Genomic DNA, 25,259 nt, shown 5'->3' on the forward strand with positions numbered 1-25,259 from the left:
ACGGCGACCCCCACGTCACTCGTACGAGCGATTCCCACTCGTTGCTACGGCGCTCCGCGAACCCCGCAGAGATGAAGCAGCGCCGCCACGCTCCGGTACGGATCCGTCCGCCCCGCGCGCTCCTCGGCCGCCAGCAGCCCCTCCGCCGTGGCGGGATCCTCCGGCAGCCCGGCGTCGTCGGGAGCCGTGTCGGTGAACACCCGCACCCCGTACCAGGTCTGCAGCGGCGCCCCGATCCCGGCCAGCGTGTCCGTCAGCACGGTCAGCCGGTCCGCCCGTACGGCCAGGCCCAGCCGGTTGGTGTACGCGGTGGTGTCGAACGCGGCCAGCGCCCCCGCCCAGTCGCCGCTCAGGCCCGGCCGCGCGGCCAGCGCGTCGCCGTTGCGCACCAGCAGCGACAGCAGGCCGCCCTGGGCCAGCATCCGCGCGAGGCCCGCCAGCAGCGCGTCCGGCTCCTCGACGTACATCAGGACGCCGTGACAGAGCACCACGTCGAAGCTGCCGGGCAGGAAGTGCACACCGGTGTCCCGGCCGTCGCCCGCGATGATCCGCACCCGCTCCCGGATGCCCTCCGGCTCCCCGGACAGGGCCTCCCGGGCCGCCGCGAGCATCGTCGGGTCCTGCTCCAGACCGGTCACCTGATGGCCGAGGCGGGCCAGCCGCAGCGCCTGCGTGCCCTGCCCCATGCCGACGTCGAGCACCCGCAGGCGCTGTCCGATCGGGTACCGGCCCGCTATCTGCTCGTCGAGCTGCCGGGCCACCAGCTCCTGCCGTACGACATCCCGCAGTCCACCCAGCCTGTTCAGCCAGGACCGCGCGGCTCCCCCGGAGAAAGGTGTCGTGCTCAGGGCCGCTCTCCGCGCTTGACCTGCGGCTTGGGCAGCCGAAGCCGACGCATCTGGAGGGAGCGCATCAGGGCGTACGCGACCGCGCCCCGGCGGTTCTGGTCCGGGAAGCGCGCCGCGAGCTGCTTGCGCATCCGGAAGCCGGTGAGGATCGAGTCGAGCACGATCAGCACGATCACGACCAGCCACAGCAGCAGCGCGATGGTCTGCAGCGAGCCCACCCGCACCATGCTGAGCACGAGGATGACCACGGCCATCGGCAGGAAGAACTCCGCCACGTTGAACCGCGAGTCGATGAAGTCGCGCGCGAACTTGCGGACCGGGCCCTTGTCGCGGGCCGGCAGGTACCGCTCGTCGCCGGTCGCCAGCGCCTGGCGCTGACGCTCCAGCTGGGTGCGGCGCTCGTCGCGCTGACGCTTGGACGCCTCCTTGCGCGTCGACGGGGTGGCGGCGACGCTGCGGCGCTGGGACTGGGCCTCACTGCGCTTGGGCGTGGGCCTGCCCTTGGGGGCCTGCGGGTCGCGGGTCTGCTTGGAGTCGGTCACCACGGCCTTGTCGGCGAGGGCCTTCTCTTCCTTGGCACGGCTACGGAACACAAAACCCAAGGGTAAGCGCTTCTGGGCATGGACCCCAGCCCGGCGGGGAACGATCCGGCAACACCAGTCGTCTGTAGTGAAAGACGGACCGGGACGGATGGGGGTAAACGCCGGTATGGAGGGACGTCGCGTGATCTACGGCTCACCCCTGAAGGTCACCTACTCCTTACGCCGGAGCAAGGACTCGGTCAGTCGTCCTCGGGGATGAGCGCATCCGTCCCCGAACAGTGCGTCAATAGAAGCAGGGCCCGTACTGTGGGTTCTGTCGCAGAGCTGGAGCTGGACGTCAGAAGGGGGCGCGCGAAGCCCATGAGCGGTGTCATGAAGCGTATGGGGATGATCTTCCGCGCGAAGGCGAACAAGGCCCTTGACCGGGCCGAGGACCCGCGCGAGACCCTCGATTACTCGTACCAGAAGCAGCTGGAACTCCTCCAGAAGGTCCGCCGCGGTGTCGCCGACGTGGCCACCTCGCGCAAGCGCCTGGAACTCCAGCTCAACCAGTTGCAGTCGCAGTCCGGCAAGCTGGAGGACCAGGGCCGCAAGGCGCTCGCACTCGGCCGTGAGGACCTCGCCCGCGAGGCGCTCTCCCGCCGGGCCGCCCTCCAGCAGCAGGTCACCGACCTCGAGACGCAGCACGCGACGCTCCAGGGCGAGGAGGAGAAGCTCACCCTCGCGGCCCAGCGCCTCCAGGCCAAGGTGGACGCCTTCCGTACGAAGAAGGAGACCATCAAGGCCACCTACACCGCCGCCCAGGCGCAGACCCGCATCGGCGAGGCCTTCTCCGGCATCTCCGAGGAGATGGGCGACGTCGGCCTGGCCATCCAGCGCGCCGAGGACAAGACCGCCCAGCTCCAGGCCCGGGCCGGCGCCCTCGACGAGCTTCTCGCCTCCGGCGCCCTGGACGACCCGACCGGCATGGCGAAGGACGACCTCCAGGCCGAGCTGGACCGGCTCTCCGGTGGTACGGATGTAGAGCTGGAGCTGCAGCGCATGAAGGCCGAGCTGGCGGGAGGCACGTCCTCCGACCAGCAGGCCATCGAGGGTGGCACGAGCCAGTCGCAGTCGCAGTCCCAGCAGCAGCCGAAGGACACCCCGCGCTTCGACAAGCAGTAGGCCCACGCCGAGGGAGGCGACATGATCGTACGGATCATGGGGGAGGGGCAGGTGAGGCTGGGTGACGGCCACCTCGCCGAACTGAACAAGCTGGACGACGAACTCCTCGAGGAGCTGGAGGGCGGCGACGAGGCAGGCTTCCGCCGCACCCTGGCCGCCCTCCTCGACGAGGTCCGCCGTCTCGGCGAGCCCCTGCCCGACGACTCCCTGGAGCCGTCGGAACTGATCCTGCCCTCCCCGGACGCGAGTCTGGAGGAGGTCCGGGAGATGCTGAGCGACGACGGGCTGATCCCCGGCTGAGCGGCGGCCAGAAAAGCGAGGTACGAGAAAATGGCCCCCCGGTGACCCCCCTCGCCCAAGCCCAACGCCAACTCCACGCCCACCCCCTCGCAGCGGACGCCACCCTCGCGGCAGGCGTACTGCTGTGCATGCTCGCCGGCTCCTTCGTCGACCCCCACGGCGAGCACGGCGTCAGCTGGAGCCTGCGCACCCCGTACCCCTTCAGCCTGTTCCTCATGACCCTCGGCGCCATCGCGCTGATCTTCCGCCGCAGCGCCCCCATGAGGGTCCTGGTCGTCACCGGCACCCTCTCCGTCGTCGAGTCCGTCACCGGCGACCCCCGTGCCCCCGTCGCGATGTCCGTCGTCGTCGCCCTCTTCACCGTCGCCGCCACCACCGACCGCGCCACCACCTGGCGGGCCGGTCTCATCACCATGACGGTCGTCACCGGCGCCGCGATGCTCGCCGGACCGCTGCCCTGGTACGCGCAGGAAAACCTCGGCATCCTCGCCTGGACCGGTATCGGCGCCACCGCCGGGGACGCCGTACGCAGCCGCCGGGCCGTCGTCCAGGCCATCCGGGAGCGCGCCGAGCGGGCCGAGCGCACCCGGGAGGAGGAGGCCCGCCGCCGGGTCGCCGAGGAGCGGCTGCGCATCGCCCGCGACCTGCACGACGTGGTCGCCCACCACATCGCCCTGGTGAACGTGCAGGCCGGGGTCGCCGCGCATGTCATGGACAAACGCCCCGACCAGGCCAAGGAGGCCCTCGCCCACGTCCGCGAGGCCAGCCGCTCCGCCCTCAACGAACTGCGCGCCACCGTCGGACTCCTCCGCCACTCCGACGACCCCGAGGCCCCCACCGAACCGGCCCCCGGCCTGGACCGTCTCGACGACCTCGCCGGCACCTTCCGCAGCGCCGGCCTCCATGTCGAGGTCGCCCGCACGGACCACGACACCAAGCTGCCCGCAGGGGTCGACCTGGCCGCCTACCGGATCATCCAGGAGGCCCTCACCAACGTGCAGAAACACGCCGGACCGGACGCCAAGGCCGAGGTCAGCGTCGTACGCGTGGGACCCAACGTCGAGATAACCGTCCTCGACAACGGGCACCAGGAAGGCGAAGAGCCGCGGGAGGACGGCGGCGGCCACGGTCTGCTCGGCATGCGGGAGCGGGTCACCGCCCTGCGCGGCACCCTCACCACCGGTCCCCGCTACGGCGGCGGCTTCCGCGTCCATGCGATCCTGCCCGTCAAGACCCGTACCCGCACCGCCACCGCGGAGGACCCCGTATGACCATCCGCGTCCTGCTCGCCGACGACCAGGCGCTGCTGCGCAGCGCGTTCCGGGTGCTGGTCGACTCCGAGCCCGACATGGAGGTGGTCGGCGAGGCGTCCGACGGCGCGGCGGCGGTCGAGCTGGCGAGAAGCGAGCGCGCCGACGTCGTCCTGATGGACATCCGGATGCCCGGCACCGACGGCCTCGCCGCGACCCGGCTGATCAGCGCCGACCCGGCCCTCGCCCAGGTCCGGGTGGTCATCCTGACCACGTTCGAGGTCGACGACTACGTGGTGCAGTCGCTGCGCGCGGGCGCCTCCGGGTTCCTCGGCAAGGGCAGCGAGCCGGAGGAGCTGCTGAACGCGATCCGGATAGCCGCCGGCGGGGAGGCCCTGCTCTCCCCGGCCGCCACCAAGGGCCTGATCGCCCGCTTCCTCGCCCAGGGCGACGTGCTGGACGACGAGCGGGACCCGGACCGGGCGCAGCGGCTCGACGCGCTGACCGTCCGTGAGCGCGAGGTCCTCGTGCAGGTCGCCGGAGGGCACTCCAACGACGAGATCGCCGAGCGTCTGGAGGTCAGCCCGCTGACCGTGAAGACGCACGTCAACCGGGCCATGGCCAAGCTGGGCGCCCGCGACCGGGCCCAGCTCGTGGTGATCGCGTACGAGTCCGGGCTGGTACGCCCAAGGGTGGACTGACTCCACCCGGCCGTACTGCGGCCGGAGTAGGAGCCGCGTAAGGAATTGGACCTGGGGGCTACGGATTGCCGTCCCCGTGTGCCACAGGGTGATGGGGACGCTTCCGCACACTCCTGCCGCTCACGTCTGCCGAGCGATTCTGCCGCCCATGGAAGAGAGACCCGTAACCCATGTCCTGGCTGTCCAGGTTCAGCCTCGCGCAACGGGCCCTGATAGGCCTGATGTCCATCGTCGCGCTGGTCTTCGGCGCGATCGCCATCCCGCAGCTCAAACAGCAGCTGCTGCCCACCATCGAACTTCCGATGGTGTCCGTGCTCGCCCCCTACCAGGGTGCCTCCCCGGACGTCGTCGAGAAGCAGGTGATCGAGCCGATCGAGGACAACCTCGAGGGCGTCGACGGCATCACCGGCGTCACCTCCACCGCGAGTGAGGGCAACGCCCTCATCACCGCGTCCTTCGACTACGGCAACGACACCAAGCAGCTCGTCGCCGACGTCCAGCAGGCCGTCAACCGGGCCCGGGTCCAGCTCCCGGACGCCGTGGACCCGCAGGTCGTCGCCGGTTCCACGGACGACATCCCGACCGTGGTGCTCGCGGTCACCTCCGGCAAGGACCAGCAGGCCCTCGCCGACCAGCTCGACAAGACCGTCGTGCCGGCCCTGCGGGGCATCGACGGCGTCGGTCAGGTCACCGTCACGGGCGTCCGCGACCTCCAGGTCTCCGTCACCCCGGACGACGCGAAGCTCGCCGCGGCCGGTCTGAACACCCAGACCCTCGCCCAGGCCCTCCAGGCGGGCGGTGTGACCGTCCCGGGCGGCTCCTTCGACGAGGCGGGCAGCAACCGCACGGTCCAGGTCGGCGGCGGCTACACCTCCGTACAGCAGATCGCGGACCTGCGGATCCCGGGCGTCGGCGGCAAGAAGCCGGTGCGCCTCGCCGACGTGGCGACCGTGCGGCAGGAGGAGGCCCCGGCCGACTCCATCACCCGTACCGACGGCAAGCCCAGCCTCGCCGTGTCCGTCACCATGGACCACGACGGCAGCGCGGTCGCCATCTCGAACGCGGTCGACGACAAGCTGCCAGGGCTGCGCCAGGACCTCGGCTCCGACGCGACGGTCACCGTCGTCAGCGACCAGGGCCCGGCCGTGTCCAAGGCCATCGAGGGCCTCACCACGGAGGGCGCGCTCGGTCTGCTCTTCGCCGTCCTGGTCATCCTGGTCTTCCTGGCGTCGGTCCGCTCGACGCTGGTCACGGCGGTCTCCATCCCGCTGTCGGTCGTCCTCGCCCTGATCGTGCTGTGGACGCGGGACCTCTCCCTCAACATGCTCACGCTCGGCGCGCTGACCATCGCGATCGGCCGGGTCGTCGACGACTCGATCGTCGTCCTGGAGAACATCAAGCGTCACCTCGGCTACGGCGAGGAGCGCCAGAGCGCGATCATCACCGCCGTGCGCGAGGTGGCCGGCGCGGTCACCTCCTCCACCCTCACCACGGTCGCCGTCTTCCTGCCGATCGGCCTGGTCGGCGGCATGGTGGGTGCCCTGTTCGGCGCGTTCAGCCTCACCGTCACGGCCGCCCTGCTGGCGTCCCTGCTGGTCTCGCTGACAGTCGTCCCCGTGCTGTCGTACTGGTTCCTGCGCGCCCCGAAGGACACCCCCGAGGACGCCGAGGAGGCACGTCGCGCGGCCGAGGAGAAGGAGGCGAAGAGCCGCCTCCAGCGCGTCTACGTCCCCGTTCTGCGGTTCGCCACCCGGCGCCGGCTGACCAGCGTGGCCATCGCGGTCGTCGTGCTGCTCGGCACCTTCGGCATGGCCCCGCTGCTGAAGACCAACTTCTTCGACCAGGGCGAGCAGCAGGTCCTGACGGTCAAGCAGGAACTCGAGCCCGGCACCAGCCTGGCCGCCACCGACGCCCAGGCGAAGAAGGTCGAGCAGCTGCTGGCCGGCACCGAGGGCGTGAAGGACTACCAGGTCACCGTCGGCTCCTCCGGCTTCCTGGCGGCCTTCGGCGGCGGCACCGGCACCAACCAGGCCTCCTACCAGGTGATGCTGAAGGACTCGGCGTCCTACGACGACGTCCAGGACCGGGTCGAGGACGGGCTGAAGAAGCTCGACGGCATCGGCACCACCACCGTCTCCGCCGGTGACGGCTTCGGCAGCCAGGACCTGAGCGTCGTCGTGAAGGCGGCCGACGCGGGCGTGCTGCGCACGGCGTCCGAGGAGGTCCGCAGGACCGTCGCCGGGCTCGACGACGTCACCGACGTCACCAGCGACCTCTCGCAGAGCGTGCCCCGCATCTCGGTCAAGGCCAACTCCAGGGCCGCGGCGGCCGGGTTCGACGACCAGACGCTCGGCGCGGCCGTCACCCAGGCCGTATCCGGTACGACGGCGGCGAAGGCGGTCCTGGACGACACCGAGCGCGATGTCGTCATCAGGTCCGCGCAGCCGGCCGAGACCCTCGCCCAGCTCAAGGCGCTCAGCCTCGGCGCGGTGAAGCTCGGCGACATCGCCACCGTCCAGGTGGTCGACGCACCGGTGGCGATGACCCGCATCGACGGTCAGCGCGCGGCCACGATCACCGCCCGCCCGACCGGCGACAACACGGGCGCGGTGAGCACCCAGCTCCAGTCGAAGATCGACGCGCTGAAGCTCCCGGCGGGCGCCACGGCCGAGATCGGCGGTGTCTCCTCCGACCAGGACAGCGCGTTCAAGAACCTCGCCCTGGCGATGCTCGCGGCCATCGCGATCGTCTTCATGCTGCTGGTCGCGACCTTCCGCTCGCTGGCCCAGCCGCTGATCCTGCTGGTCTCCATCCCGTTCGCGGCGACCGGCGCGATCGGCCTGCTGATCGCCACCGGCACCCCGATGGGCGTCCCGGCGATGATCGGCATGCTGATGCTCATCGGCATCGTGGTGACCAACGCGATCGTCCTGATCGACCTCATCAACCAGTACCGGAAGCAGGGGTACGGCGTCGTCGAGGCCGTGGTGGAAGGCGGCCGGCACCGGCTGCGTCCCATCCTCATGACCGCCCTGGCGACCATCTTCGCCCTGCTCCCGATGGCCCTGGGCGTCACCGGCCAGGGCGGCTTCATCGCCCAGCCGCTGGCGGTGGTCGTGATCGGCGGTCTGATCACCTCGACCCTGCTCACCCTGCTCCTCGTGCCGACGCTGTACGCGACGCTCGAACTCCGCAAGGAGCGCAGGGCCAAGAAAAAGGCCGCGAAGCGGCAGGCCCCGGAGCCCGAGAAGACGCCCGAACCGGCAGGCGTCTGAGTTCCGTCGGCGCGGGGGACCCCCGTCCCCCGCGCCGACGCTCTTCTCCGGGCCCGGTTCCCTATGCTGAGCCACCGAACTGCTCTGCCGGGGAAGGGAACCGGAGCGGTGCCTCTGCACAAGGACGACCCGAAGACGCTCGGCGGGTACCGGATCGTGGACCGGCTCGGGGCCGGCGGTATGGGCGTGGTCTACCGCGCCCGCTCCCGCTCGGGCCGGGAGGTCGCGCTGAAGGTCGTGCACGCCCAGTACGCCGAGGACGGCGTCTTCCGTGCCCGCTTCCGCCAGGAGATCGAGGCCGTCCGCAAGGTGAGCGGCGCCTTCACCGCCCCGGTGGTGGACACCGACGCGGAGGCCCCGCGGCCCTGGATGGCCACCCAGTACGTGCCCGGCCTCTCACTGGCCGCCCGGATCCGCGCCGACGGCCCGCTGCGCGGCGTGGAGCTGCGCCACCTCGCCCTCGGGCTGGTGGAGGCCCTCCAGGACATCCACCGGGCCGGGGTCGTCCACCGCGACCTCAAGCCCGGCAACGTCCTCATGGCCGAGGACGGCCCCCGCGTCATCGACTTCGGCATCTCCCGCGCGACCGACAACCAGACCCTCACCGAGCCCGGCCACATGATCGGCACCCCGCCGTTCATGTCCCCCGAGCAGCTCACGGACGCCCGTTCCGCGGGACCGGCCTCGGACGTCTTCTCCCTCGGCGCGCTGCTGGCGTTCGCCGTGACCGGACGCGGCCCCTTCGACGCGGACAGCCCCTATGTGACGGCGTACCGCGTCATGAACGAGGAACCGGTGCTGGACGCGGTGCCCGAGCCGCTGCGCTCGGTCGTGGGCCGCTGTCTGGCCAAGGAGGCCGCCGACCGGCCCGGACTCGACGCGCTGGCCGAGGAGTTCGCCGAGGTCCTGCCGGAGCCGTCGCCCGGCGACGACGACACGGTGTCGCTGCGCCTGCCCCACCCACGCGCCGGGGACCCGGCCTTCGCCGGCACCGCCCCGTCCACCGGCCGCCGCCCCCGGTGGCGCCGGCTGCCGGTGCTGGCCGGCGCGGCCGGCGTCATGGCCGTGGCCCTCACCGGCTACCTCGTGCTCGGCCCGCCGGACACCGACGGCACCGCGCAGGCGAGCCCCACGGGGTCCGCCGCCTCCCGCTGGGGGAGCCTCCCGGCCGGCTGGAAGCCCTGGCAGACGACCGTGGCCGAGGACGCCGAGCGCGGTGAACGGAAGGCCCCGGACGCGGAGTTCGACCGGTCGCCGTTCTGCACCACGGACCGGGGCGCCGTCTACTGCGGCGGCAGCGCACTCCTTCCGGAACGTATCGACGGCGCCACCGGCCGCACCCTGTGGCGTACCGACCTCGCGCCCGCCGACACCCCGGTCGACCGGTACGTCTCCTCGGTCCTCGGCGTGCACGAGGGCGTGGTCCTCGTGCAGATGCTCATCAGCGAGGAGTCCGGCCAGACGCAGGAGCAGTACGTCGTCGCCCTCGACAGTGACAGCGGCACCAGGATCTGGTCCCGCACAGTGAGCAACGACAGCTATGGATCGGTCTACGCCGCCGGACTGGTCCTGCTCCAGGAGGGCGACGGCCGGTCGGTGACCGCCCGCTCGGCGCGCGACGGCGCGGAACGCTGGAAGATCCCCCTGCCCGCCGGGTATCTCTGCTCGCTGCTCTCCGTGGGGGACCGCCCGTACGTCGAGTGCGTCACCGAGAAGGAGGACTCCGACGCGACGCAATTCCTCGTCATCGACCCCGACGACGGGTCCGTGCGCCGCCTGGACTCACCCGCGGCCAGCGCCGGCTTCACGGGCACCGCCGACGGGATGCTGGTCTTCGTGGAGTCCGACGTCGACGTGATCTCGAACAGCGGCGACCTGGCGTACACCCGTATCGTGCGCGTCGACCCCGAGAGCGGCAGGCGCGAGGTGACCAAGCTGGGCGGGACGTACCGGGGACTCGTGGTGCTGGAGCACGGCACGCTCTGGTTCTCCACCTCCAGCGGCCAGGTGACCGCCGTCTCGCCCCGCACCGGCAACCGTGTCTGGGAGAGCCGCACCACCCTGGAGTCACCGGGCGACGTCACCGTGGACGACAGCGGGCGCACGGTGTACCTGGCCACCGGGAGCGGACGGGTGGCGGCCCTGGACGCGGCGAAGGGCACCCTGCTGTGGGAGTCGTCCGCGCGCGCCGAGATCCTGGGCAGCGGGAACCTGCCCGACGTGCTCCTCGACGAGGGCGCGCTGGTGGTGGCCACTCCCGACGGCACGGTCTTCACCCTCGACCCGGCCCACCCCGACCGGACACCGGTATCGGGCTGAGCCCGGACCGACACCCTTTCCGCCCAGGGTTCTTCCTATGCTGAGCACTCGAACTGCTCTGCGAACAAAGGGGGTTGGGGCGGTGGCGCTGAACAAGGACGATCCGAGGTCGCTCGGCGGGTACCGGATCGTCGGCCGTCTGGGAGCCGGCGGCATGGGCGTCGTCTACCGGGCCCGCTCCCGCTCGGGGCGCGAGGTCGCCGTCAAGGTGGTGCACGCCCAGTACGCCGAGGACGCCGTCTTCCGCACCCGCTTCCGTCAGGAGATCGAGGCCGTCCGCAAGGTGAGCGGCGCGTTCACCGCCCCGGTCGTCGACGCCGACCCGGACGCCGTACGGCCCTGGATGGCCACCCAGTACGTACCCGGACCCTCCCTCGCCGACCGGATCCGCGCCGACGGACCCCTGACGGGCGGCCAACTGCGCCGACTGGCACTGGGGTTGGTGGAGGCCCTGCGGGACATCCACCGGGCCGGGGTCGTCCACCGCGACCTGAAACCGGCGAACGTCCTGACCGCCGAGGACGGCCCCCGGGTCATCGACTTCGGCATCTCCCGCGCGGCCGAGAACCAGACGCTGACCGAGACCGGGCACGCCATCGGCACCCCGCCCTTCATGTCCCCCGAGCAGTTCCAGGACGCCCGCACGGTCGGCCCCGCCTCGGACGTCTTCTCCCTGGGCGCGCTGCTGGTCTTCGCCGCGACCGGACGCGGCCCCTTCGACGCGGACAGCCCCTATCTGACGGCGTACCGCGTCATGAACGAGGAGCCGGACCTGGCCGCGGTCGCCGACCCGCTGCGCCCGGTCCTGGCCCGCTGTCTGGCCAAGGAGCCCGCCGACCGCCCCGGCCTCGACGAACTGGCCCAGGACCTCGCCACGGCCCTGCCCGAACCGGAACCGGAAGGGCCGCAAGGGCCGCAAGGGCCGGAAACGGTCCCGCAGCCGCCCGCCCCGGCGGACCCCGGCCCCCGCCTGCGCGGACTCCCCGTGCTGGCCGGCATGGCCGGCGTGATGGCCGTCGCGCTCACCGGCTACCTCCTGTTCGGCCCGCTGAAGGGCCGGGGCAGCGCGGAGGCGGGCGGTTCGCCGAGCCCCTCGGCGTCCTCCCGCTGGGGGACCCTCCCCGCAGGCTGGAAGCCCTGGGAGACGACGGTGCGCGCGACCACCGCGAATCCCCTGGACTTCGCCGACGCGGCGGACTTCGGCCTGCCGGCCTGCGCGGTGGACTCGGGCGCCGTCTACTGCGGAGGCGCCGGGGTCGACCCGGTGCGCCTCGACGGCCGGACCGGCAAGACCGTCTGGCGGGCGGACACCCTGCCCGCCGGGGACCGGGGCGACCAGTACATGTCCTGGATCCTCGGCGTCCACGACGGTGTGGTGGTCGTGCGTGGTGTCACCGTCGACTCCTCCGGCGACGCGGGGAAGATCCGGATCGCCGCACTGGACAGCGCGACCGGCAGAAAACTGTGGACCCGCACGACGGGCGCCGAGGAGGCCGAGCCGGTCCTCTCCGCCGGACTGGTCCTGCTGCCGGACAGCGAGAACCGCACCCTGACGGCCCGGTCGCCCAGGGACGGCAAGGTGCGCTGGACGGCGTCCCTGCCCGCCGGCTACTGCATGTTCCGCGACATCGAGGGCCGGCCGTACGGGCAGTGCGTCAGCGACGACGAGAGCGCCGATCCCGCCGGTGAGTTCCTCGTCGTCGACCCGGCGGACGGGACGGTACGGCGCCTGGGGTCACGGACGTCGTACGCCACGTTCGCCGGCACGCTCGACGGGCAGCTGGTCTTCCTGGACGCGGACCTGGACGCCATCGAGGTCAGTGGCGAGGTGACGTACACGCGGATCGTGCGGCTCGACCCCGGCACCGGGGACCAGAAGGTGACGGACCTGTCCGCGCAGAAGTACGGCGGGACGGCGACCCTGGCGCACGGAACGCTCTACTTCGTCGCTTCCGGCGGACTGGTGACCGCCACCTCGCCGCTGACCGGCAAGCGGCTGTGGCAGCGCCGGACGACCCTGGAGCGCCCCGGCGGGCTGACGGCGGACGGCGAGGGCCGCACCGTTTTCGTGGCCACCGGCAGCGGACGGGTGGCGGCCCTGGACGCGGCGAAGGGCACCCTGCTGTGGGAGTCCGCCCCGCGCTCCGACGGGCTGATCAGCGTCGAGCCGGCCACCGTGCTGCTCAACCGGGGCGCCCTGGTGGTGGCGACCTCCAACAGCACGGTCTTCTCCCTCGACCCGGCTCACCCCGACGCCGAGACGGTGTCGTCGGGGTGAGCGAGGAACGCTACGGCAGCGCCAGCATCCGCTCCAGCGCCAGCTTCGCGAACGCCTCGGTCTCGTCGTCGACCTCGATGCGGTTGACCAGCTTGCCCTCGGCCAGCGACTCCAGGGCCCAGACCAGGTGGGGGAGGTCGATACGGTTCATGGTCGAGCAGAAGCAGACCGTGCGGTCGAGGAAGACGATCTCCTTGCCCTCGGGAGCGAAACGGTTCGCCAGCCGCCGGACCAGGTTCAGCTCGGTGCCGATGGCCCACTTGGAGCCCGCCGGAGCCGCCTCCAGCGCCTTGATGATGTACTCCGTGGAGCCGACGTGGTCCGCTGCCTCCACGACCTCGTGCCGGCACTCGGGGTGCACCAGCACGTTCACGCCCGGGATGCGCTCGCGGACGTCGTTCACCGAGTCCAGCGAGAAGCGGCCGTGCACCGAGCAGTGGCCCCGCCACAGGATCATCTTCGCGTCCCGCAGCTGCTGCGCCGTCAGCCCGCCGTTCGGCTTGTGCGGGTTGTAGAGCACACAGTCGTCGAGGGACATGCCCATGTCGCGTACGGCCGTGTTGCGCCCGAGGTGCTGGTCGGGCAGGAACAGCACCTTGTCACCGTGCTCGAAGGCCCACTCCAGGGCCCGCTGGGCATTCGACGACGTGCAGATCGTGCCGCCGTGCCTGCCCGTGAACGCCTTGATGTCCGCGGACGAGTTCATGTACGAGACGGGCACGACCCGCTCGGCTATACCGGCCTCGGTCAGCACGTCCCAGCACTCGGCGACCTGCTCGGCCGTCGCCATGTCGGCCATCGAGCAGCCGGCGGCGAGGTCCGGCAGGACGACCTTCTGGTCGGCCGAGGTCAGGATGTCGGCGGACTCGGCCATGAAGTGCACACCGCAGAAGACGATGTACTCGGCTTCCGGGCGGGCCGCCGCGTCCCGGGCCAGCTTGAAGGAGTCGCCCGTGACATCGGCGAACTGGATGACCTCGTCGCGCTGGTAGTGGTGGCCGAGTACGAAGACCTTGTCACCGAGCTTCTCCTTGGCCGCGCGGGCGCGCTCGACCAGGTCCGGGTCGGAGGGCGAGGGCAGGTCGCCGGGACACTCGACGCCCCGCTCGCTCCTCGGGTCGGCCTCACGGCCGAGCAGCAGCAGGGCGAGCGGAGTCGGCTGAACGTCGAGCTCCGTGGTCTGGGCGGTGGTCACGTCACGCACCCTTTCTACTTTTCGTCGATCTGACGTTATCTATCATAGCTCGCTTCATGTCACTTTGACGACGGTCATAACGTCGATGTGACATGAATCCCGGCGAGCCACCGGAGAGGCATTTTCCGGTAGCAACCGCGTGTGCGAGCATGAGAAGGGAACGAAAAGACAAGGGCTGGGTCCGGAATGAATCCGCGTCCCCGACGGTTGCAACCGTCGGCAAGCAGTCTCCGTACAACCCGGGAGAGATGTAGATGTCCGTATCGGACGAGACCAGCACCGTCACCGACGGCATCATCCTGTCCGACGCCGCCGCGGCGAAGGTCAAGGCCCTGCTCGACCAGGAAGGCCGTGATGACCTGGCCCTGCGGGTCGCCGTCCAGCCCGGCGGCTGCTCCGGCCTGCGCTACCAGCTCTTCTTCGACGAGCGCTCGCTCGACGGCGACGTCGTCAAGGACTTCGGCGGGGTCAAGGTCGTCACCGACCGGATGAGCGCCCCGTACCTGGGCGGCGCCTCCATCGACTTCGTCGACACGATCGAGAAGCAGGGCTTCACGATCGACAACCCGAACGCGACGGGCTCCTGCGCCTGCGGCGACTCCTTCAGCTGAACCGCACCAGGAAGGCTGCGGTCCCCGTCCGACGGGGACCGCAGCCTTCTTGCATCTCCGGGCGGCCGGCTACTGCGGCAGCCGTGCGCCCGGCTTCGCCATCGGGACCGACTTGCCGTCCGACCCGACGACCTTGCGGTCGCCCAGCGGCTCGTCCAGCCGCACCGTCTGGTGGTACTCCTTGGCGATCATGATGCAGACCTTGTCCGGCCAGGGCGTCTCGGTCACGGTCACCGTCACCTGGTCCGAGGTCTCCTCCGCCGTCGCCTTGTAGTCGCCGCACACCCCGCCCGTGAAGCTCACGACCAGCTCATTGCCCTCGGCCGTGTAGTCGTCCACCTTCACGTCCCGGGGGGCGGCGGTGGCGGTCGGCGCGGGCGTCGGCGTCGTGGCGGAGGTCAGATACGCCGGTTCGACGGCCGTCTGCGTCACCCGGTAGGTGTCCGCGGCCTCCGTCCCCTTCACGTCGAACAGCCAGGTCGGCACGAGCACCTGCCGGCCGCCCGAGGTGTGCGGGGCGAGCCCGAGCACCGCGTCCTCGACCGTCACGGTCTCCCGCTCGGTGGCCCCCGTGGACGACGACCCGCACGGGCTCTCCAGCCGGTCCTTCAGCGGCACCGGGCTGGCACAGCCGCCGATGCCCATCCGGTGGTCGTCGGTCCCGGGCGCCGCGTTCAGCGCGTCCAGCGCCTCCTGAGCGCTCAGCAGGGGGTACGACTGTCCCTCGGCCGGCGCCTTCAGCTGCCCGTTCCCGCCGATGACCACGCCGTCGGCGCCCACGCTGATCCCGGTCGTCCAGCTGTAGGTGGGCATCCCGGCGAACTCGGGGTCGGCGTTCACCACCCGCTGGGATCCCATGACCTGGCTCGCGTCCACCTTGGCGTCGTCCTGCCCGACGGCCTTCAGGACCGGCGCCGCCGCCTGCTTCGCGGCCGCCTCGCTCACCGGGTCGCCGGCCGGGGACGCGGGGTCCTTCGTGCACTTGGTGAGGCCGCCCGAGCAGTCGTCGGAGCCGGGCGCGTACCGGGAGAACGTCCACATGCCCGGCGCCGTACCGTTGACGCGCAGCACCGGCCCCGAGCCGTCGTTCCCCGAGCCGACCTTCCAGATCCGGCCGTCGAGCGCCGGTGTGCCTTCGACCCCGAGCGCCTTCGCGAGCCCGGCCACCTCGTCCTTGGTGACCTCGCCCTTCGCCCAGTACACGGGCGCGGAGTCCGGGCCGTCGGGAAGCGTGCCGGCGGCCTTGTACGTCACACCGTTCGGGTCGGGCTCACCGGGCGCGATGCCGTTGCCGCCGTCCCCGGTGCCGATGTCGTCCAGGGCGAGCGGGTCGGGCGTACCGCCGCCGTCGGAGGGCACCCCGGCCCCCGACCCGGACCCCGACCCACTGGTCGCCTGCGCGCTGAGATACGCCCCACCGCCGCCCACCAGCAGCACGGCGGCCGCGACGGAGGCGACGAGCACGGGCGAACGCCGCCGCCGACCGGCGGGGTGCCCTTCCTCGGCGCCCCCGGCCCCGGCGGGGGGCTCCGCACCGGCGGCGGAGGCACCCACGACGGGCTCTTCCGGTGCGACGGGCTCTTCCGTCGCGACGGGCTCTTCGGGGGCGGCGGGTTCTTCGGCGGCGGGCACGGCACGGGCGTCCTCGGCGTCGGTCTCGGCCGCCTCGGCCGCAGCGTCACCCGCCTCTGCCGCCTCTGCCGCCTCTTCCGCTTCCTCGGCCGCAGCCGTCGCCTCCCGCGCCACGGCGTCTTCCGGCACCGCCTTCTCCGGCGCCGCCTGCTCGGAACCCGATTCCTCCGGCTCGTGCGCGGCGTCGTCGTTCTCGGGTCGCTCGGTCTTCACCGCATCGCTCCTTCGGCTGCCCTGCTGTCGTACCTCACATCCCCTTTACGGGGGACGGCGATGGGACGCAGCGGGGGAGCGCACGGTTCCCCTGTTACGCGACCGGTTGCCCGACCGGCCACGCGACCGGCCACGCGACCGGCCACGCGACCGGCTATGTGACCGGCCCGAAGCCGGTCCTAGTTGCCGTAGTCCGGCATGGCCTCCAGCAGCCGGGCCGAGCGTGCCGGGACGGTGACGCCGTGGATGAGTGACGGGGAGACCGGGTGGGAAGCGATCTTCTCCGGGGCCGCCCAGTGCGGAGCCATCAGCGCGCAGTCACCGCGCAGCGACGCGAGGTCGCCTTCGCCGTCGGCCGGAGCGGGGGAGCGGAACTCAAGGTTCATCATGGTCGAACCGTAGGCACGCTCGACCTCGCGAAGAAAGATCTACTATCGGGTAGTTTTGTCGGCTTCAGTGGCGGCGGCCGACCCGGTAGCGTGAACTGTCAATCCCCCTCCCCTCAGGAGAGTCCACGCCGTGCGCATCGCAGTCACCGGCTCCATCGCAACCGACCACCTCATGACGTTCCCCGGCCGCTTCGCGGACCAGCTCGTCGCGGACCAGCTCCACACGGTCTCGCTCTCCTTCCTGGTCGACAACCTGGACGTCCGCCGGGGCGGGGTGGGCGCGAACATCGCCTTCGGCATGGGACAGCTCGGCACCAGGCCGATCCTGGTGGGTGCCGCGGGCTTCGACTTCGACGAGTACCGGTCCTGGCTGGAGCGGCACGGCGTCGACACCGAGTCGGTCCGCATCTCCGAGACCCTGCACACCGCCCGCTTCGTGTGCACCACGGACGCCGACCACAACCAGATCGGCTCCTTCTACACCGGCGCGATGAGCGAGGCCCGCCTCATCGAACTGAAGACGGTCGCGGACCGCGTCGACGGCCTCGACCTGGTGCTGATCGGCGCCGACGACCCGGAGGGCATGCTCCGCCACACGGAGGAGTGCCGCTCCCGCTCGATCCCGTTCGCCGCCGACTTCTCCCAGCAGATCGCCCGGATGCCGGGCGACGAGATCCGGATACTGCTGGAGGGCGCGGCGTACCTCTTCTCGAACGAGTACGAGAAGGGCCTGATCGAGTCGAAGACCGGCTGGTCGGACGCCGAGATCCTGGCCAGGGTCGGCCATCGCGTCACCACCCTCGGCGCGCGCGGTGTCCGGATCGAGCGGGTCGGCGAGGACCCGATCGAGGTCGGCTGCCCGGACGAGGAGCGCAAGGCCGACCCCACCGGCGTCGGCGACGCCTTCCGCGCCGGGTTCCTCTCCGGTCTGGTCTGGGGCGTCTCCCTGGAGCGCGCCGCCCAGGTCGGCTGCATGCTCGCCACCCTGGTCATCGAGACGGTCGGCACCCAGGAGTACCAGCTGCGCCGCGCCCACTTCATGGACCGGTTCACCAAGGCGTACGGCGACGAGGCCGCCGCCGAGGTCAAGAAGCACCTGAACTAGTCAGGAGACCCGGCGGACCACATAGGCCGAGCCGTGGTCCGCCGGCTCCTCACCGACGTACTCCTGCCCCCGCATCTCGCACCACGCGGGAATGTCGAGCCGGGCCGCCTCGTCGTCGGACAGCACCCGTACCGTGCCGCCCACCGGCACGTCCCCGATGACCTTGGCCAGCTCGATGACGGGAATCGGGCACCGCCTGCCGAGGGCGTCGACCACGAGGACGTCGTCCCGCACGAGGGTCACAGGGGCGACGGGTGCCCCCAGCTTCTCGCGCACCCCGGCCACCACCCCCGGCAGAACGGCCAGAAACCGTTCCACGTCCTCCTCGGTGGCCCCCAGCGGCAACGACACCCGTACGTTCCCCTCGCTGAGCACTCCCATCGCCTTGAGCACATGGCTCGGCGTCAGCGTGTCGCTGGTGCAGGACGACCCGGACGACACCGAGAACCCCTCCTGGTCCAGCCCGTGGAGCAGCGCCTCCCCGTCGACGTACAGACAGGAGAAGGTGACGATCCCCGGCAGCCGCCGTACCGGATCCCCCACCACCTCCACGTCCGGCACCAGTGCGGGCACCCGTACCCGGATCCGCTCCGTCAGTTCCCGCAGCCGTACGGCCTCCCGGTCCGCCTCGGCCCGCACGGCCCGCAGGGACGCGGCGGCGGCCACGATCGCCGGCAGACCGCCGAACTCCTCCTTCTCCCGCGCCGCGAACCGCACCCCCTTGCGCACCACGAGCAGCCCGACCCCCGTCGGCCCGCCCCACTTGCGCGCACTCCCCGTCAACACGGACCAGCCCCCTTCCACCGGCCCCCACCCCACCGACTGCGCCGCATCCACCAGCAACGGCACCCCCGCCCCCCGGCACACCTCGGCCACCTCCACCACCGGCTGCACGGTCCCCACCTCGTGATTCGCCGACTGCAGCACCGCGAGCGCGGTGTCCGGCCGCAGGGCCCCCGCATACGCCTGGGCGTCCACCGCCCCCGTCCGGTCGACACCCACCCGTGTCACCGTCCCGCCGTCGCCCTCGTGGACCTCGGCCGAACGGAGCACAGAGGAATGTTCGACAGCGGACACGATCAGGTGACGTCCGACCCGCCGACGCGCCGCCAACACCCCTGCGATGCCTGTCTGAACGGCCCGCGCGCCGGAAGACGTGAAGACCAGCTCGTCCGCCCGGCACCCGACGGCCTCGGCAGCGGCTTCCCGCGCCGCGTCCAACAGCATCCGAGCCCGCCGCCCTTCCCGATACAACCGTCCGGGATCCGCCCACCCGTCGTCTAGGGCTGCCGACAACGCCTGACGGGCGACGGGGTGCAGGGGAGCGGCTGAGGCGGCATCAAAGTAGGACACACAGCAACGTTAAAACGCGGCTGCCTTTCGACGGGGCGCGGGGAACCGCGCGACAAGCCGCAACGCACCTGAACTCGCCACACAAACCGCACCCCCCGAGCTACTGGGCGCTTTCGGGTGACCGCGCGCGCGTATGCCACCCTCCCCGCAACCCCCCGGAGGGCGTCGGCTAGGGTTTGGTCCGCATAAACATCCAAACCCCTGCCCGACGCAGGGCGGCGACCGACCAGCGAGAAGGCCAGGCCGCAGCCGACCCGCGCGGGCGAGACTCTCGGGAAGGCGCTACGTGAGTCCCAACGGCTCCGACCGCTCGCCGCGGCGCCCGATGCGGCGGAAGCTGCTGCAGGCAATGACCGCGGGCCTGGTCCTGGCGACCGCCACCGGTTGCACATACAAGGACTTCCCCCGCCTTGGCATGCCCACCCCGACCACGGAAGAGGCTCCGCGGATCCTCTCCCTGTGGCAGGGCTCCTGGGCAGCCGCGCTGGCCACCGGCGTGCTGGTGTGGGGCCTGATCCTGTGGAGTGCTTTCTTCCACCGGCGCAGTCGCACGAAGGTCGAAGTTCCTCCACAGACCCGGTACAACATGCCCATCGAGGCGCTGTACACGGTTGTTCCGATCATCATCGTCTCGGTGCTGTTCTACTTCACCGCCCGTGACGAGACGAAGCTCCTGAGCCTCGACAAGAAGCCGGACGTCACGGTCAACGTGGTCGGCTTCCAGTGGAGCTGGTGCTTCAACTACATCGAGAGCGTCGACGGTTCCACCGGCGACGCGAAGACCGATGAGAACCTGGCCGCGATCCCGGACCGGTTCAAGAAGGACTTCCCGGCCGACGCCGGCGGCGTGTACACCTGCGGTGTCCCCAACGAGCGGAACCCGCAGACCAACAACCCGGGTCCGACCCTCTGGCTCCCCGAGGGCAAGACGGTCCGTTTCGTCCTCACCTCGCGTGACGTCATCCACTCCTTCTGGGTGGTGCCGTTCCTGATGAAGATGGACGTCATCCCGGGGCACACCAACTCCTTCCAGGTGACCCCCAACAAGGAGGGCACCTTCCTGGGCAAGTGCGCCGAGCTCTGCGGCGTCGACCATTCCCGGATGCTGTTCAACGTGAAGGTCGTCTCCCCCGAGCGGTACGAGCAGCACCTCAAGGACCTCGCCAAGAAGGGGCAGACCGGTTACGTTCCCGCGGGCATCGAGCAGACCGCCCATGAGAAGAACCGGGAGACGAACAACCTGTGAGCATCCTCAACGAACCCCAGGGTGCCGCGGCAGCTGAAGCTCCCTACGAGAATGAGCTGCCGGTCCGGCGCAAGCAGCCCGGCAATGTCGTGATCAAGTGGCTGACCACCACCGACCACAAGACCATCGGTACCTTGTACCTGGTCACGTCGTTCGCGTTCTTCTGCATCGGCGGCGTGATGGCGCTCTTCATGCGCGCCGAGCTGGCCCGTCCGGGTCTGCAGATCATGTCGAACGAGCAGTTCAACCAGGCGTTCACGATGCACGGCACGATCATGCTGCTGATGTTCGCGACGCCGCTGTTCGCCGGCTTCACCAACTGGATCATGCCGCTCCAGATCGGTGCCCCGGACGTCGCCTTCCCCCGCCTGAACATGTTCGCCTACTGGCTGTACCTGTTCGGCTCGACGATCGCCGTCGGCGGCTTCCTCACCCCGTCGGGCGCGGCCGACTTCGGCTGGTTCGCCTACAGCCCGCTGTCGGACGCGGTCCGCTCCCCGGGTATCGGCGCCGACCTGTGGATCATGGGTCTGGCCTTCTCCGGCTTCGGCACCATCCTCGGCGCGGTCAACTTCATCACCACCATCATCTGCATGCGCGCGCCGGGCATGACCATGTTCCGCATGCCGATCTTCGTGTGGAACGTGCTGCTGACCGCCGTCCTGGTCCTGCTCGCCTTCCCCGTCCTCGCGGCGGCCCTGTTCGCCCTGGAGGCGGACCGAAAATTCGGGGCACACGTCTTCGACGCGGCAAACGGCGGGGCCTTGCTGTGGCAACACCTCTTCTGGTTCTTCGGCCACCCAGAGGTGTACATCATCGCCCTGCCGTTCTTCGGCATCATCAGTGAGATCATCCCGGTCTTCTCCCGCAAGCCGATGTTCGGCTACATGGGCCTGATCGCCGCGACGATCGCCATCGCCGGCCTCTCCGTGACGGTGTGGGCGCACCACATGTACGTCACGGGCGGTGTGCTCCTGCCGTTCTTCTCCTTCATGACGTTCCTCATCGCCGTCCCGACCGGTGTGAAGTTCTTCAACTGGATCGGCACGATGTGGAAGGGGTCACTGAGTTTCGAGACCCCGATGCTGTGGGCGACGGGCTTCCTCATCACCTTCACCTTCGGTGGTCTGACCGGCGTCATCCTGGCCTCGCCGCCGATGGACTTCCACGTCTCCGACTCGTACTTCGTGGTGGCGCACTTCCACTACGTGGTCTTCGGCACGGTCGTCTTCGCGATGTTCGCCGGCTTCCACTACTGGTGGCCGAAGATGACCGGCAAGATGCTCGACGAGCGCCTCGGCAAGATCACCTTCTGGACGCTGTTCATCGGCTTCCACGGCACGTTCCTGGTCCAGCACTGGCTCGGTGCCGAGGGCATGCCGCGTCGTTACGCCGACTACCTGGCGGCGGACGGCTTCACCGCCCTGAACACGATCTCGACGATCAGCTCGTTCGTCCTCGGTCTGTCGATCCTGCCGTTCTTCTACAACGTGTGGAAGACGGCCAAGTACGGCAAGCCGGTGGAGGTCGACGACCCGTGGGGCTACGGCCGTTCGCTCGAATGGGCGACCTCCTGCCCGCCGCCGCGGCACAACTTCCTCACCCTGCCGCGGATCCGCAGCGAATCGCCGGCGTTCGACCTGCACCACCCCGAGATCGCCGCGCTCGAGCAGCTTGAGCACAGCGGCCACGGTGCCAGCGCCATCGCGGGCAGCAAGGAGGCCGGCAAGTGAAGATCCAGGGCAAGATGTTCATGTGGCTGAGCGTCTTCGTCCTCGCCATGGCGGTCGTCTATGGCGTGTGGTCGAAGGAGCCGGCCGGTACCACGGCCCTCTTCCTGGCCTTCGGCCTGTGCATCATGATCGGCTTCTACCTGGGCTTCACCGCCCGGCGGGTCGACGCGGGTGCCCAGGACAACAAGGAGGCCGACGTCGCCGACGACGCCGGCGAGATCGGGTTCTTCAGCCCGCACAGCTGGCAGCCGCTCTCCCTCGCCACCGGAGGTGCCCTGGCCTTCCTGGGCGTCGCGGTCGGCTGGTGGCTGCTGTACTTCTCGGTGCCGCTGATCCTGATCGGCCTGTGGGGCTGGGTCTTCGAGTACTACCACGGTGAGAACCGCACCCAGTAGCACACACGGCACACCGGGGAACCCGGACACTCCGCACGGAGGGTCCGGGTTCCTTCGTTTGCCGTAATCCCTGTCCTCCATCCGAGGCGCCCAGCGCGCCGTGGTTGACGCGGCTCCCTAGCGTGAAGCCATGAGCCCCACACCACGCCCTCGCACTGTCGTCAGCTGCACCCTGCTGGTGATCACCGTCGGCGCGGGCGCTGTCACCGCCTGCGGCTCCGACGGCAACCCCCTCGCCGAGCGCCCCTACGACGCGAGCGACCAGATCTCCTTCAACGGCCCCACGGGCGACGGCAAGAAGGCCGACCCCGACAAGCCCCTGGAGGTCGTCGCGGAGGACTCCGACGAGCCCATCACGGACGTCACCGCCGTGGACGCCTCGGGCCGCTACGTGGCCGGCGAACTCTCCGCCGACGGCAGCCGCTGGCACAGCACCGAGCCACTGGCCGCAGACGCCCACTACACGGTCCGCGTGAGCACCGAGGACGACAGCGGCGCCCCCGGCCGCCGGGTCCTCACCTTCCACACCGGCAAGCCCACCGCCCCGAAGCGGCTGACGGTCGAGTTCGGCCCCGACGCGGGCAAGTACGGCGTCGGCCAGCCCGTCACCGCCAAGCTCAGCGAGCCCGTCAAGGACCCCGTCCAGCGGGCCGTCGTCGAACGGTCCCTGAAGGTCGACTCCACGCCCTTCGTGGCGGGCGCCTGGCACTGGGTGGACGACAAGGAACTCCACTACCGCCCCAAGGACTACTGGCCCGCCCAGGCCACCGTCCGCGCCCACAGCAACCTGGACGGCATAAAGATCGGCGACCGTCTCTGGGGCGCGAAGTCCAAGGACCTCAGACTGTCCATCGGCGACCGCGTCATCGCCGTCACGAACGCCGCGACCCACTCCATGACGGTCTACAAGAACGACGCGGTGATCAACACCATCCCCGTCACCACCGGCAAGCCCGGCTTCGACACCCGCAACGGCGTCAAGGTGGTCCTGGGCAAGGAGTACCTCGTACGCATGCGCGGCACCACGGTGGGCATCGCCGAAGGATCGGCCGAGTCCTACGACCTCGACGTCTACTACGCCACCCGGGTCACCTGGAGCGGCGAGTACGTCCACGCCGCCCCCTGGTCCGTGGGCTCCCAGGGCTCCGCGAACGTCAGCCACGGCTGCACCGGCATGAGCACGTCCAACGCCGAGTGGTTCTTCGACACGTTCCGCCCCGGCGACGTCGTCCAGGTCGTCAACAGCGCCGGCCACACGATGGAACCCTTCGGCAACGGCTTCGGCGACTGGAACCTCGACTGGCCCAAGTGGAAGCAGGGCAGCGCCCTGACCACCGGCAAGCAGAAGATCCAGGAGGACACGTCAACCCTCCAGCCGAGGCCGGCGTGACGTTCTTTGTCTTCTAGGGGCGCGGGGAACCGCGCGACAAGCCCACGACGGCCCGCACTCGCGCTGAGACCCCCACGCCCCACCCCGCTAGGCGCTCTGAAGGTTCTTCTGCCGCAACAGGGAAGCCAGCGCGCCGGCGAACTCCACAGGCTCGACCGGCAAGGTCACCGCCGCCTCGGCCCGAGACCACGTGGCCAGCCACGCATCCTGCGGCCGCCCGATGAGAACCAGCACCGGCGGACACCGGAACACCTCGTCCTTGACCTGCCGGCACAACCCCATGCCCCCCATGGGCGTGGACTCCCCGTCGAACACACACACGTCGATCCCGCCCCGGTCCAGCTCCGTGAGCACCGCCGCGGCAGTGGCGCACTCGATGAACTCGACAGGCGGAACATCGGGAGCGGGCCGTCGGCCGGAGGCCAACCGCACCTGCGAGCGGGTGTTGGAGTCGTCGCTGTAGACCAGCACCGTGGCGGTCGGCTGCATTGTTCCTCCGAAGACGTCAGCGTCGTACGGACAGGCCCTGTGAGCCGGATGTTACTCCGTTCAACACCACGTCAACACCGGTACGGATGGCATAGACACCCCGAACGGCACCCCCGGGAGTGAGGGCGGGATAAGCGACCGACATAATGTCGGTCGTGGCGACAGCAACGACAGTAGATACCGGGCACGCGCACCCGTCGGTCAATCGGCCGAACCTCACCAGCGTCGGAACCATCATCTGGCTGAGCTCCGAGCTGATGTTCTTCGCGGCCCTCTTCGCGATGTACTTCACCCTGCGATCGGTGACGGGTCCCGATCACTGGAAGGAGATGGCCGAGTCCCTGAACTTCCCGTTCTCGGCCACCAACACCACGATCCTGGTGCTCTCCTCCCTCACCTGCCAGCTCGGCGTGTTCGCCGCCGAGCGGGGTGACGTGAAGAAGCTCCGGGGCTGGTTCATCATCACCTTCATCATGGGTGCGATCTTCATCGGCGGTCAGATCTTCGAGTACACCGAGCTGGTGAAGAAGGACGGGCTCTCGCTCTCCTCGGACCCGTACGGCTCGGTCTTCTACCTGACCACCGGCTTCCACGGCATGCACGTGACGGGCGGCCTCATCGCCTTCCTGTTCGTCCTCGGCCGCACCTACGCGGCGAAGAGGTTCACCCACGAGCAGGCGACCGCGGCGATCGTCGTGTCCTACTACTGGCACTTCGTCGACGTCGTCTGGATCGGTCTCTTCGCCACGATCTACATGATCAAGTAGCTGGGCCCGCTCCACGCGCCCCAGAAGCGCAACCGAACTAGCACCGCCGAAGCATCGACGAAGC

Annotated in this window: 21 protein-coding genes; 14 read left to right on the forward strand and 7 right to left on the reverse strand. The window is 70.3% G+C overall.

The annotated features are described in order from the left end of the window. Nucleotides 1-44 precede the first annotated feature (44 nt). A complete protein-coding gene (locus ACFPIH_RS05315; RefSeq protein ID WP_381175535.1) occupies nt 45-761 on the reverse strand; it encodes a class I SAM-dependent methyltransferase in 717 nt (238 codons plus the stop codon). Nucleotides 762-844: 83 nt separating this feature from the next. After that, entirely contained in the window at nt 845-1,441 is a 597-nt protein-coding gene (locus ACFPIH_RS05320) for a DUF3043 domain-containing protein (RefSeq protein ID WP_381175533.1), read from the reverse strand. 309 nt (nt 1,442-1,750) lie between these two features. Between ACFPIH_RS05320 and ACFPIH_RS05325 the strand changes: the two genes are divergently transcribed. From ACFPIH_RS05325 to ACFPIH_RS05355, 7 genes are all read left to right on the forward strand, one after another. Continuing rightward, nucleotides 1,751-2,554 carry a PspA/IM30 family protein gene (locus ACFPIH_RS05325; RefSeq protein ID WP_381175531.1) on the forward strand — a complete coding sequence of 268 codons (804 nt, stop codon included), beginning with the start codon at nt 1,751-1,753 and terminating at the stop codon, nt 2,552-2,554. A 21-nt stretch (nt 2,555-2,575) separates the two neighbouring features. Next, on the forward strand, nt 2,576-2,854 hold the full coding sequence (gene pspAA, locus ACFPIH_RS05330) for a PspA-associated protein PspAA (RefSeq protein WP_381175529.1): 279 nt from the start codon (nt 2,576-2,578) through the stop codon (nt 2,852-2,854). 41 nt (nt 2,855-2,895) lie between these two features. After that, nucleotides 2,896-4,125, forward strand: a complete 1,230-nt coding sequence (locus ACFPIH_RS05335; protein ID WP_381175527.1) for a sensor histidine kinase — start codon at nt 2,896-2,898, stop codon at nt 4,123-4,125. Further along, nucleotides 4,122-4,805 (forward strand): response regulator, encoded by a 684-nt coding sequence (locus ACFPIH_RS05340; protein ID WP_381175525.1) that lies wholly within the window; start codon nt 4,122-4,124, stop codon nt 4,803-4,805. The genes ACFPIH_RS05335 and ACFPIH_RS05340 overlap by 4 nt, the downstream gene beginning before the upstream one ends. 170 nt (nt 4,806-4,975) lie before the next feature. Further along, nucleotides 4,976-8,080 carry an efflux RND transporter permease subunit gene (locus tag ACFPIH_RS05345; protein WP_381175524.1) on the forward strand — a complete coding sequence of 1,035 codons (3,105 nt, stop codon included), beginning with the start codon at nt 4,976-4,978 and terminating at the stop codon, nt 8,078-8,080. A 108-nt stretch (nt 8,081-8,188) separates the two neighbouring features. Continuing rightward, nucleotides 8,189-10,399, forward strand: coding sequence for a protein kinase domain-containing protein (locus ACFPIH_RS05350; RefSeq protein ID WP_381175523.1), 2,211 nt, complete (start codon nt 8,189-8,191; stop codon nt 10,397-10,399). A gap of 82 nt (nt 10,400-10,481) precedes the next feature. Next, nucleotides 10,482-12,677, forward strand: coding sequence for a protein kinase domain-containing protein (locus ACFPIH_RS05355; RefSeq protein ID WP_381175521.1), 2,196 nt, complete (start codon nt 10,482-10,484; stop codon nt 12,675-12,677). Nucleotides 12,678-12,687: 10 nt separating this feature from the next. Here the strand turns inward: ACFPIH_RS05355 and nadA are convergent, their stop codons facing one another. Further along, a complete protein-coding gene (nadA, locus tag ACFPIH_RS05360) occupies nt 12,688-13,872 on the reverse strand; it encodes a quinolinate synthase NadA (protein ID WP_381175519.1) in 1,185 nt (394 codons plus the stop codon). Nucleotides 13,873-14,126: 254 nt separating this feature from the next. Between nadA and ACFPIH_RS05365 the strand changes: the two genes are divergently transcribed. Further along, nucleotides 14,127-14,483 (forward strand): iron-sulfur cluster assembly accessory protein, encoded by a 357-nt coding sequence (locus tag ACFPIH_RS05365; RefSeq protein WP_030582488.1) that lies wholly within the window; start codon nt 14,127-14,129, stop codon nt 14,481-14,483. Between the two features lie 69 nt (nt 14,484-14,552). Here the strand turns inward: ACFPIH_RS05365 and ACFPIH_RS05370 are convergent, their stop codons facing one another. Continuing rightward, nucleotides 14,553-16,328 (reverse strand): hypothetical protein, encoded by a 1,776-nt coding sequence (locus ACFPIH_RS05370; RefSeq protein WP_381175516.1) that lies wholly within the window; start codon nt 16,326-16,328, stop codon nt 14,553-14,555. Nucleotides 16,329-16,507: 179 nt separating this feature from the next. Continuing rightward, entirely contained in the window at nt 16,508-16,717 is a 210-nt protein-coding gene (locus tag ACFPIH_RS05375; protein WP_381175514.1) for a hypothetical protein, read from the reverse strand. Between the two features lie 130 nt (nt 16,718-16,847). Here ACFPIH_RS05375 and ACFPIH_RS05380 point away from each other — a divergent pair, with 130 nt between their 5' ends. Next, on the forward strand, nt 16,848-17,822 hold the full coding sequence (locus ACFPIH_RS05380; RefSeq protein ID WP_381175512.1) for a carbohydrate kinase family protein: 975 nt from the start codon (nt 16,848-16,850) through the stop codon (nt 17,820-17,822). Here ACFPIH_RS05380 and ACFPIH_RS05385 read toward each other — a convergent pair whose 3' ends face one another. Then, nucleotides 17,823-19,175: a cysteine desulfurase/sulfurtransferase TusA family protein gene (locus tag ACFPIH_RS05385; protein WP_381175509.1), complete on the reverse strand. Its 1,353-nt coding sequence runs from the start codon at nt 19,173-19,175 to the stop codon at nt 17,823-17,825. Nucleotides 19,176-19,461: 286 nt separating this feature from the next. On the opposite strand from ACFPIH_RS05385, the gene ctaC reads away from it, so the two are divergent. The 4 genes from ctaC (at nt 19,462) to ACFPIH_RS05405 (ending at nt 23,939) form a co-directional block, all read left to right on the forward strand. Further along, complete coding sequence (gene ctaC / locus ACFPIH_RS05390; protein WP_381175507.1) at nt 19,462-20,421, forward strand: aa3-type cytochrome oxidase subunit II; 960 nt, start codon at nt 19,462-19,464, stop codon at nt 20,419-20,421. After that, nucleotides 20,418-22,154 (forward strand): aa3-type cytochrome oxidase subunit I, encoded by a 1,737-nt coding sequence (gene ctaD / locus ACFPIH_RS05395; RefSeq protein ID WP_381175505.1) that lies wholly within the window; start codon nt 20,418-20,420, stop codon nt 22,152-22,154. The genes ctaC and ctaD overlap by 4 nt, the downstream gene beginning before the upstream one ends. Beyond that, nucleotides 22,151-22,549: a cytochrome c oxidase subunit 4 gene (locus tag ACFPIH_RS05400; RefSeq protein ID WP_381175503.1), complete on the forward strand. Its 399-nt coding sequence runs from the start codon at nt 22,151-22,153 to the stop codon at nt 22,547-22,549. The genes ctaD and ACFPIH_RS05400 overlap by 4 nt, the downstream gene beginning before the upstream one ends. Before the next feature lie 130 nt (nt 22,550-22,679). Further along, nucleotides 22,680-23,939 carry a L,D-transpeptidase gene (locus ACFPIH_RS05405; protein ID WP_381175501.1) on the forward strand — a complete coding sequence of 420 codons (1,260 nt, stop codon included), beginning with the start codon at nt 22,680-22,682 and terminating at the stop codon, nt 23,937-23,939. A gap of 87 nt (nt 23,940-24,026) precedes the next feature. On the opposite strand, the gene ACFPIH_RS05410 is transcribed toward ACFPIH_RS05405, so the two are convergent. Beyond that, nucleotides 24,027-24,428: a response regulator gene (locus tag ACFPIH_RS05410; RefSeq protein ID WP_381175499.1), complete on the reverse strand. Its 402-nt coding sequence runs from the start codon at nt 24,426-24,428 to the stop codon at nt 24,027-24,029. Nucleotides 24,429-24,574: 146 nt separating this feature from the next. On the opposite strand from ACFPIH_RS05410, the gene ctaE reads away from it, so the two are divergent. Further along, complete coding sequence (gene ctaE, locus ACFPIH_RS05415) at nt 24,575-25,195, forward strand: aa3-type cytochrome oxidase subunit III (RefSeq protein ID WP_381175497.1); 621 nt, start codon at nt 24,575-24,577, stop codon at nt 25,193-25,195. Nucleotides 25,196-25,259 lie beyond the last annotated feature (64 nt).

The organism is Streptomyces vulcanius, assembly GCF_042653945.1.
Classification (GTDB): Bacteria; Actinomycetota; Actinomycetes; order Streptomycetales; family Streptomycetaceae; genus Streptomyces; species Streptomyces mangrovi.

What these genes read in the sequence shown, in the direction of transcription:
- ACFPIH_RS05405 (WP_381175501.1), top strand. Translation starts at nt 22,680, where the DNA reads ATGAGCCCCACACCACGCCCTCGCACTGTCGTCAGCTGCACCCTGCTG.
- ACFPIH_RS05340 (WP_381175525.1), top strand. Translation starts at nt 4,122, where the DNA reads ATGACCATCCGCGTCCTGCTCGCCGACGACCAGGCGCTGCTGCGCAGC.
- ACFPIH_RS05365 (WP_030582488.1), top strand. Translation starts at nt 14,127, where the DNA reads ATGTCCGTATCGGACGAGACCAGCACCGTCACCGACGGCATCATCCTG.
- ACFPIH_RS05325 (WP_381175531.1), top strand. Translation starts at nt 1,751, where the DNA reads ATGAGCGGTGTCATGAAGCGTATGGGGATGATCTTCCGCGCGAAGGCG.
- ACFPIH_RS05345 (WP_381175524.1), top strand. Translation starts at nt 4,976, where the DNA reads ATGTCCTGGCTGTCCAGGTTCAGCCTCGCGCAACGGGCCCTGATAGGC.
- ACFPIH_RS05375 (WP_381175514.1), bottom strand. Translation starts at nt 16,717, where the DNA reads ATGATGAACCTTGAGTTCCGCTCCCCCGCTCCGGCCGACGGCGAAGGC.
- ctaE (WP_381175497.1), top strand. Translation starts at nt 24,575, where the DNA reads ATGTCGGTCGTGGCGACAGCAACGACAGTAGATACCGGGCACGCGCAC.
- pspAA (WP_381175529.1), top strand. Translation starts at nt 2,576, where the DNA reads ATGATCGTACGGATCATGGGGGAGGGGCAGGTGAGGCTGGGTGACGGC.
- ACFPIH_RS05410 (WP_381175499.1), bottom strand. Translation starts at nt 24,428, where the DNA reads ATGCAGCCGACCGCCACGGTGCTGGTCTACAGCGACGACTCCAACACC.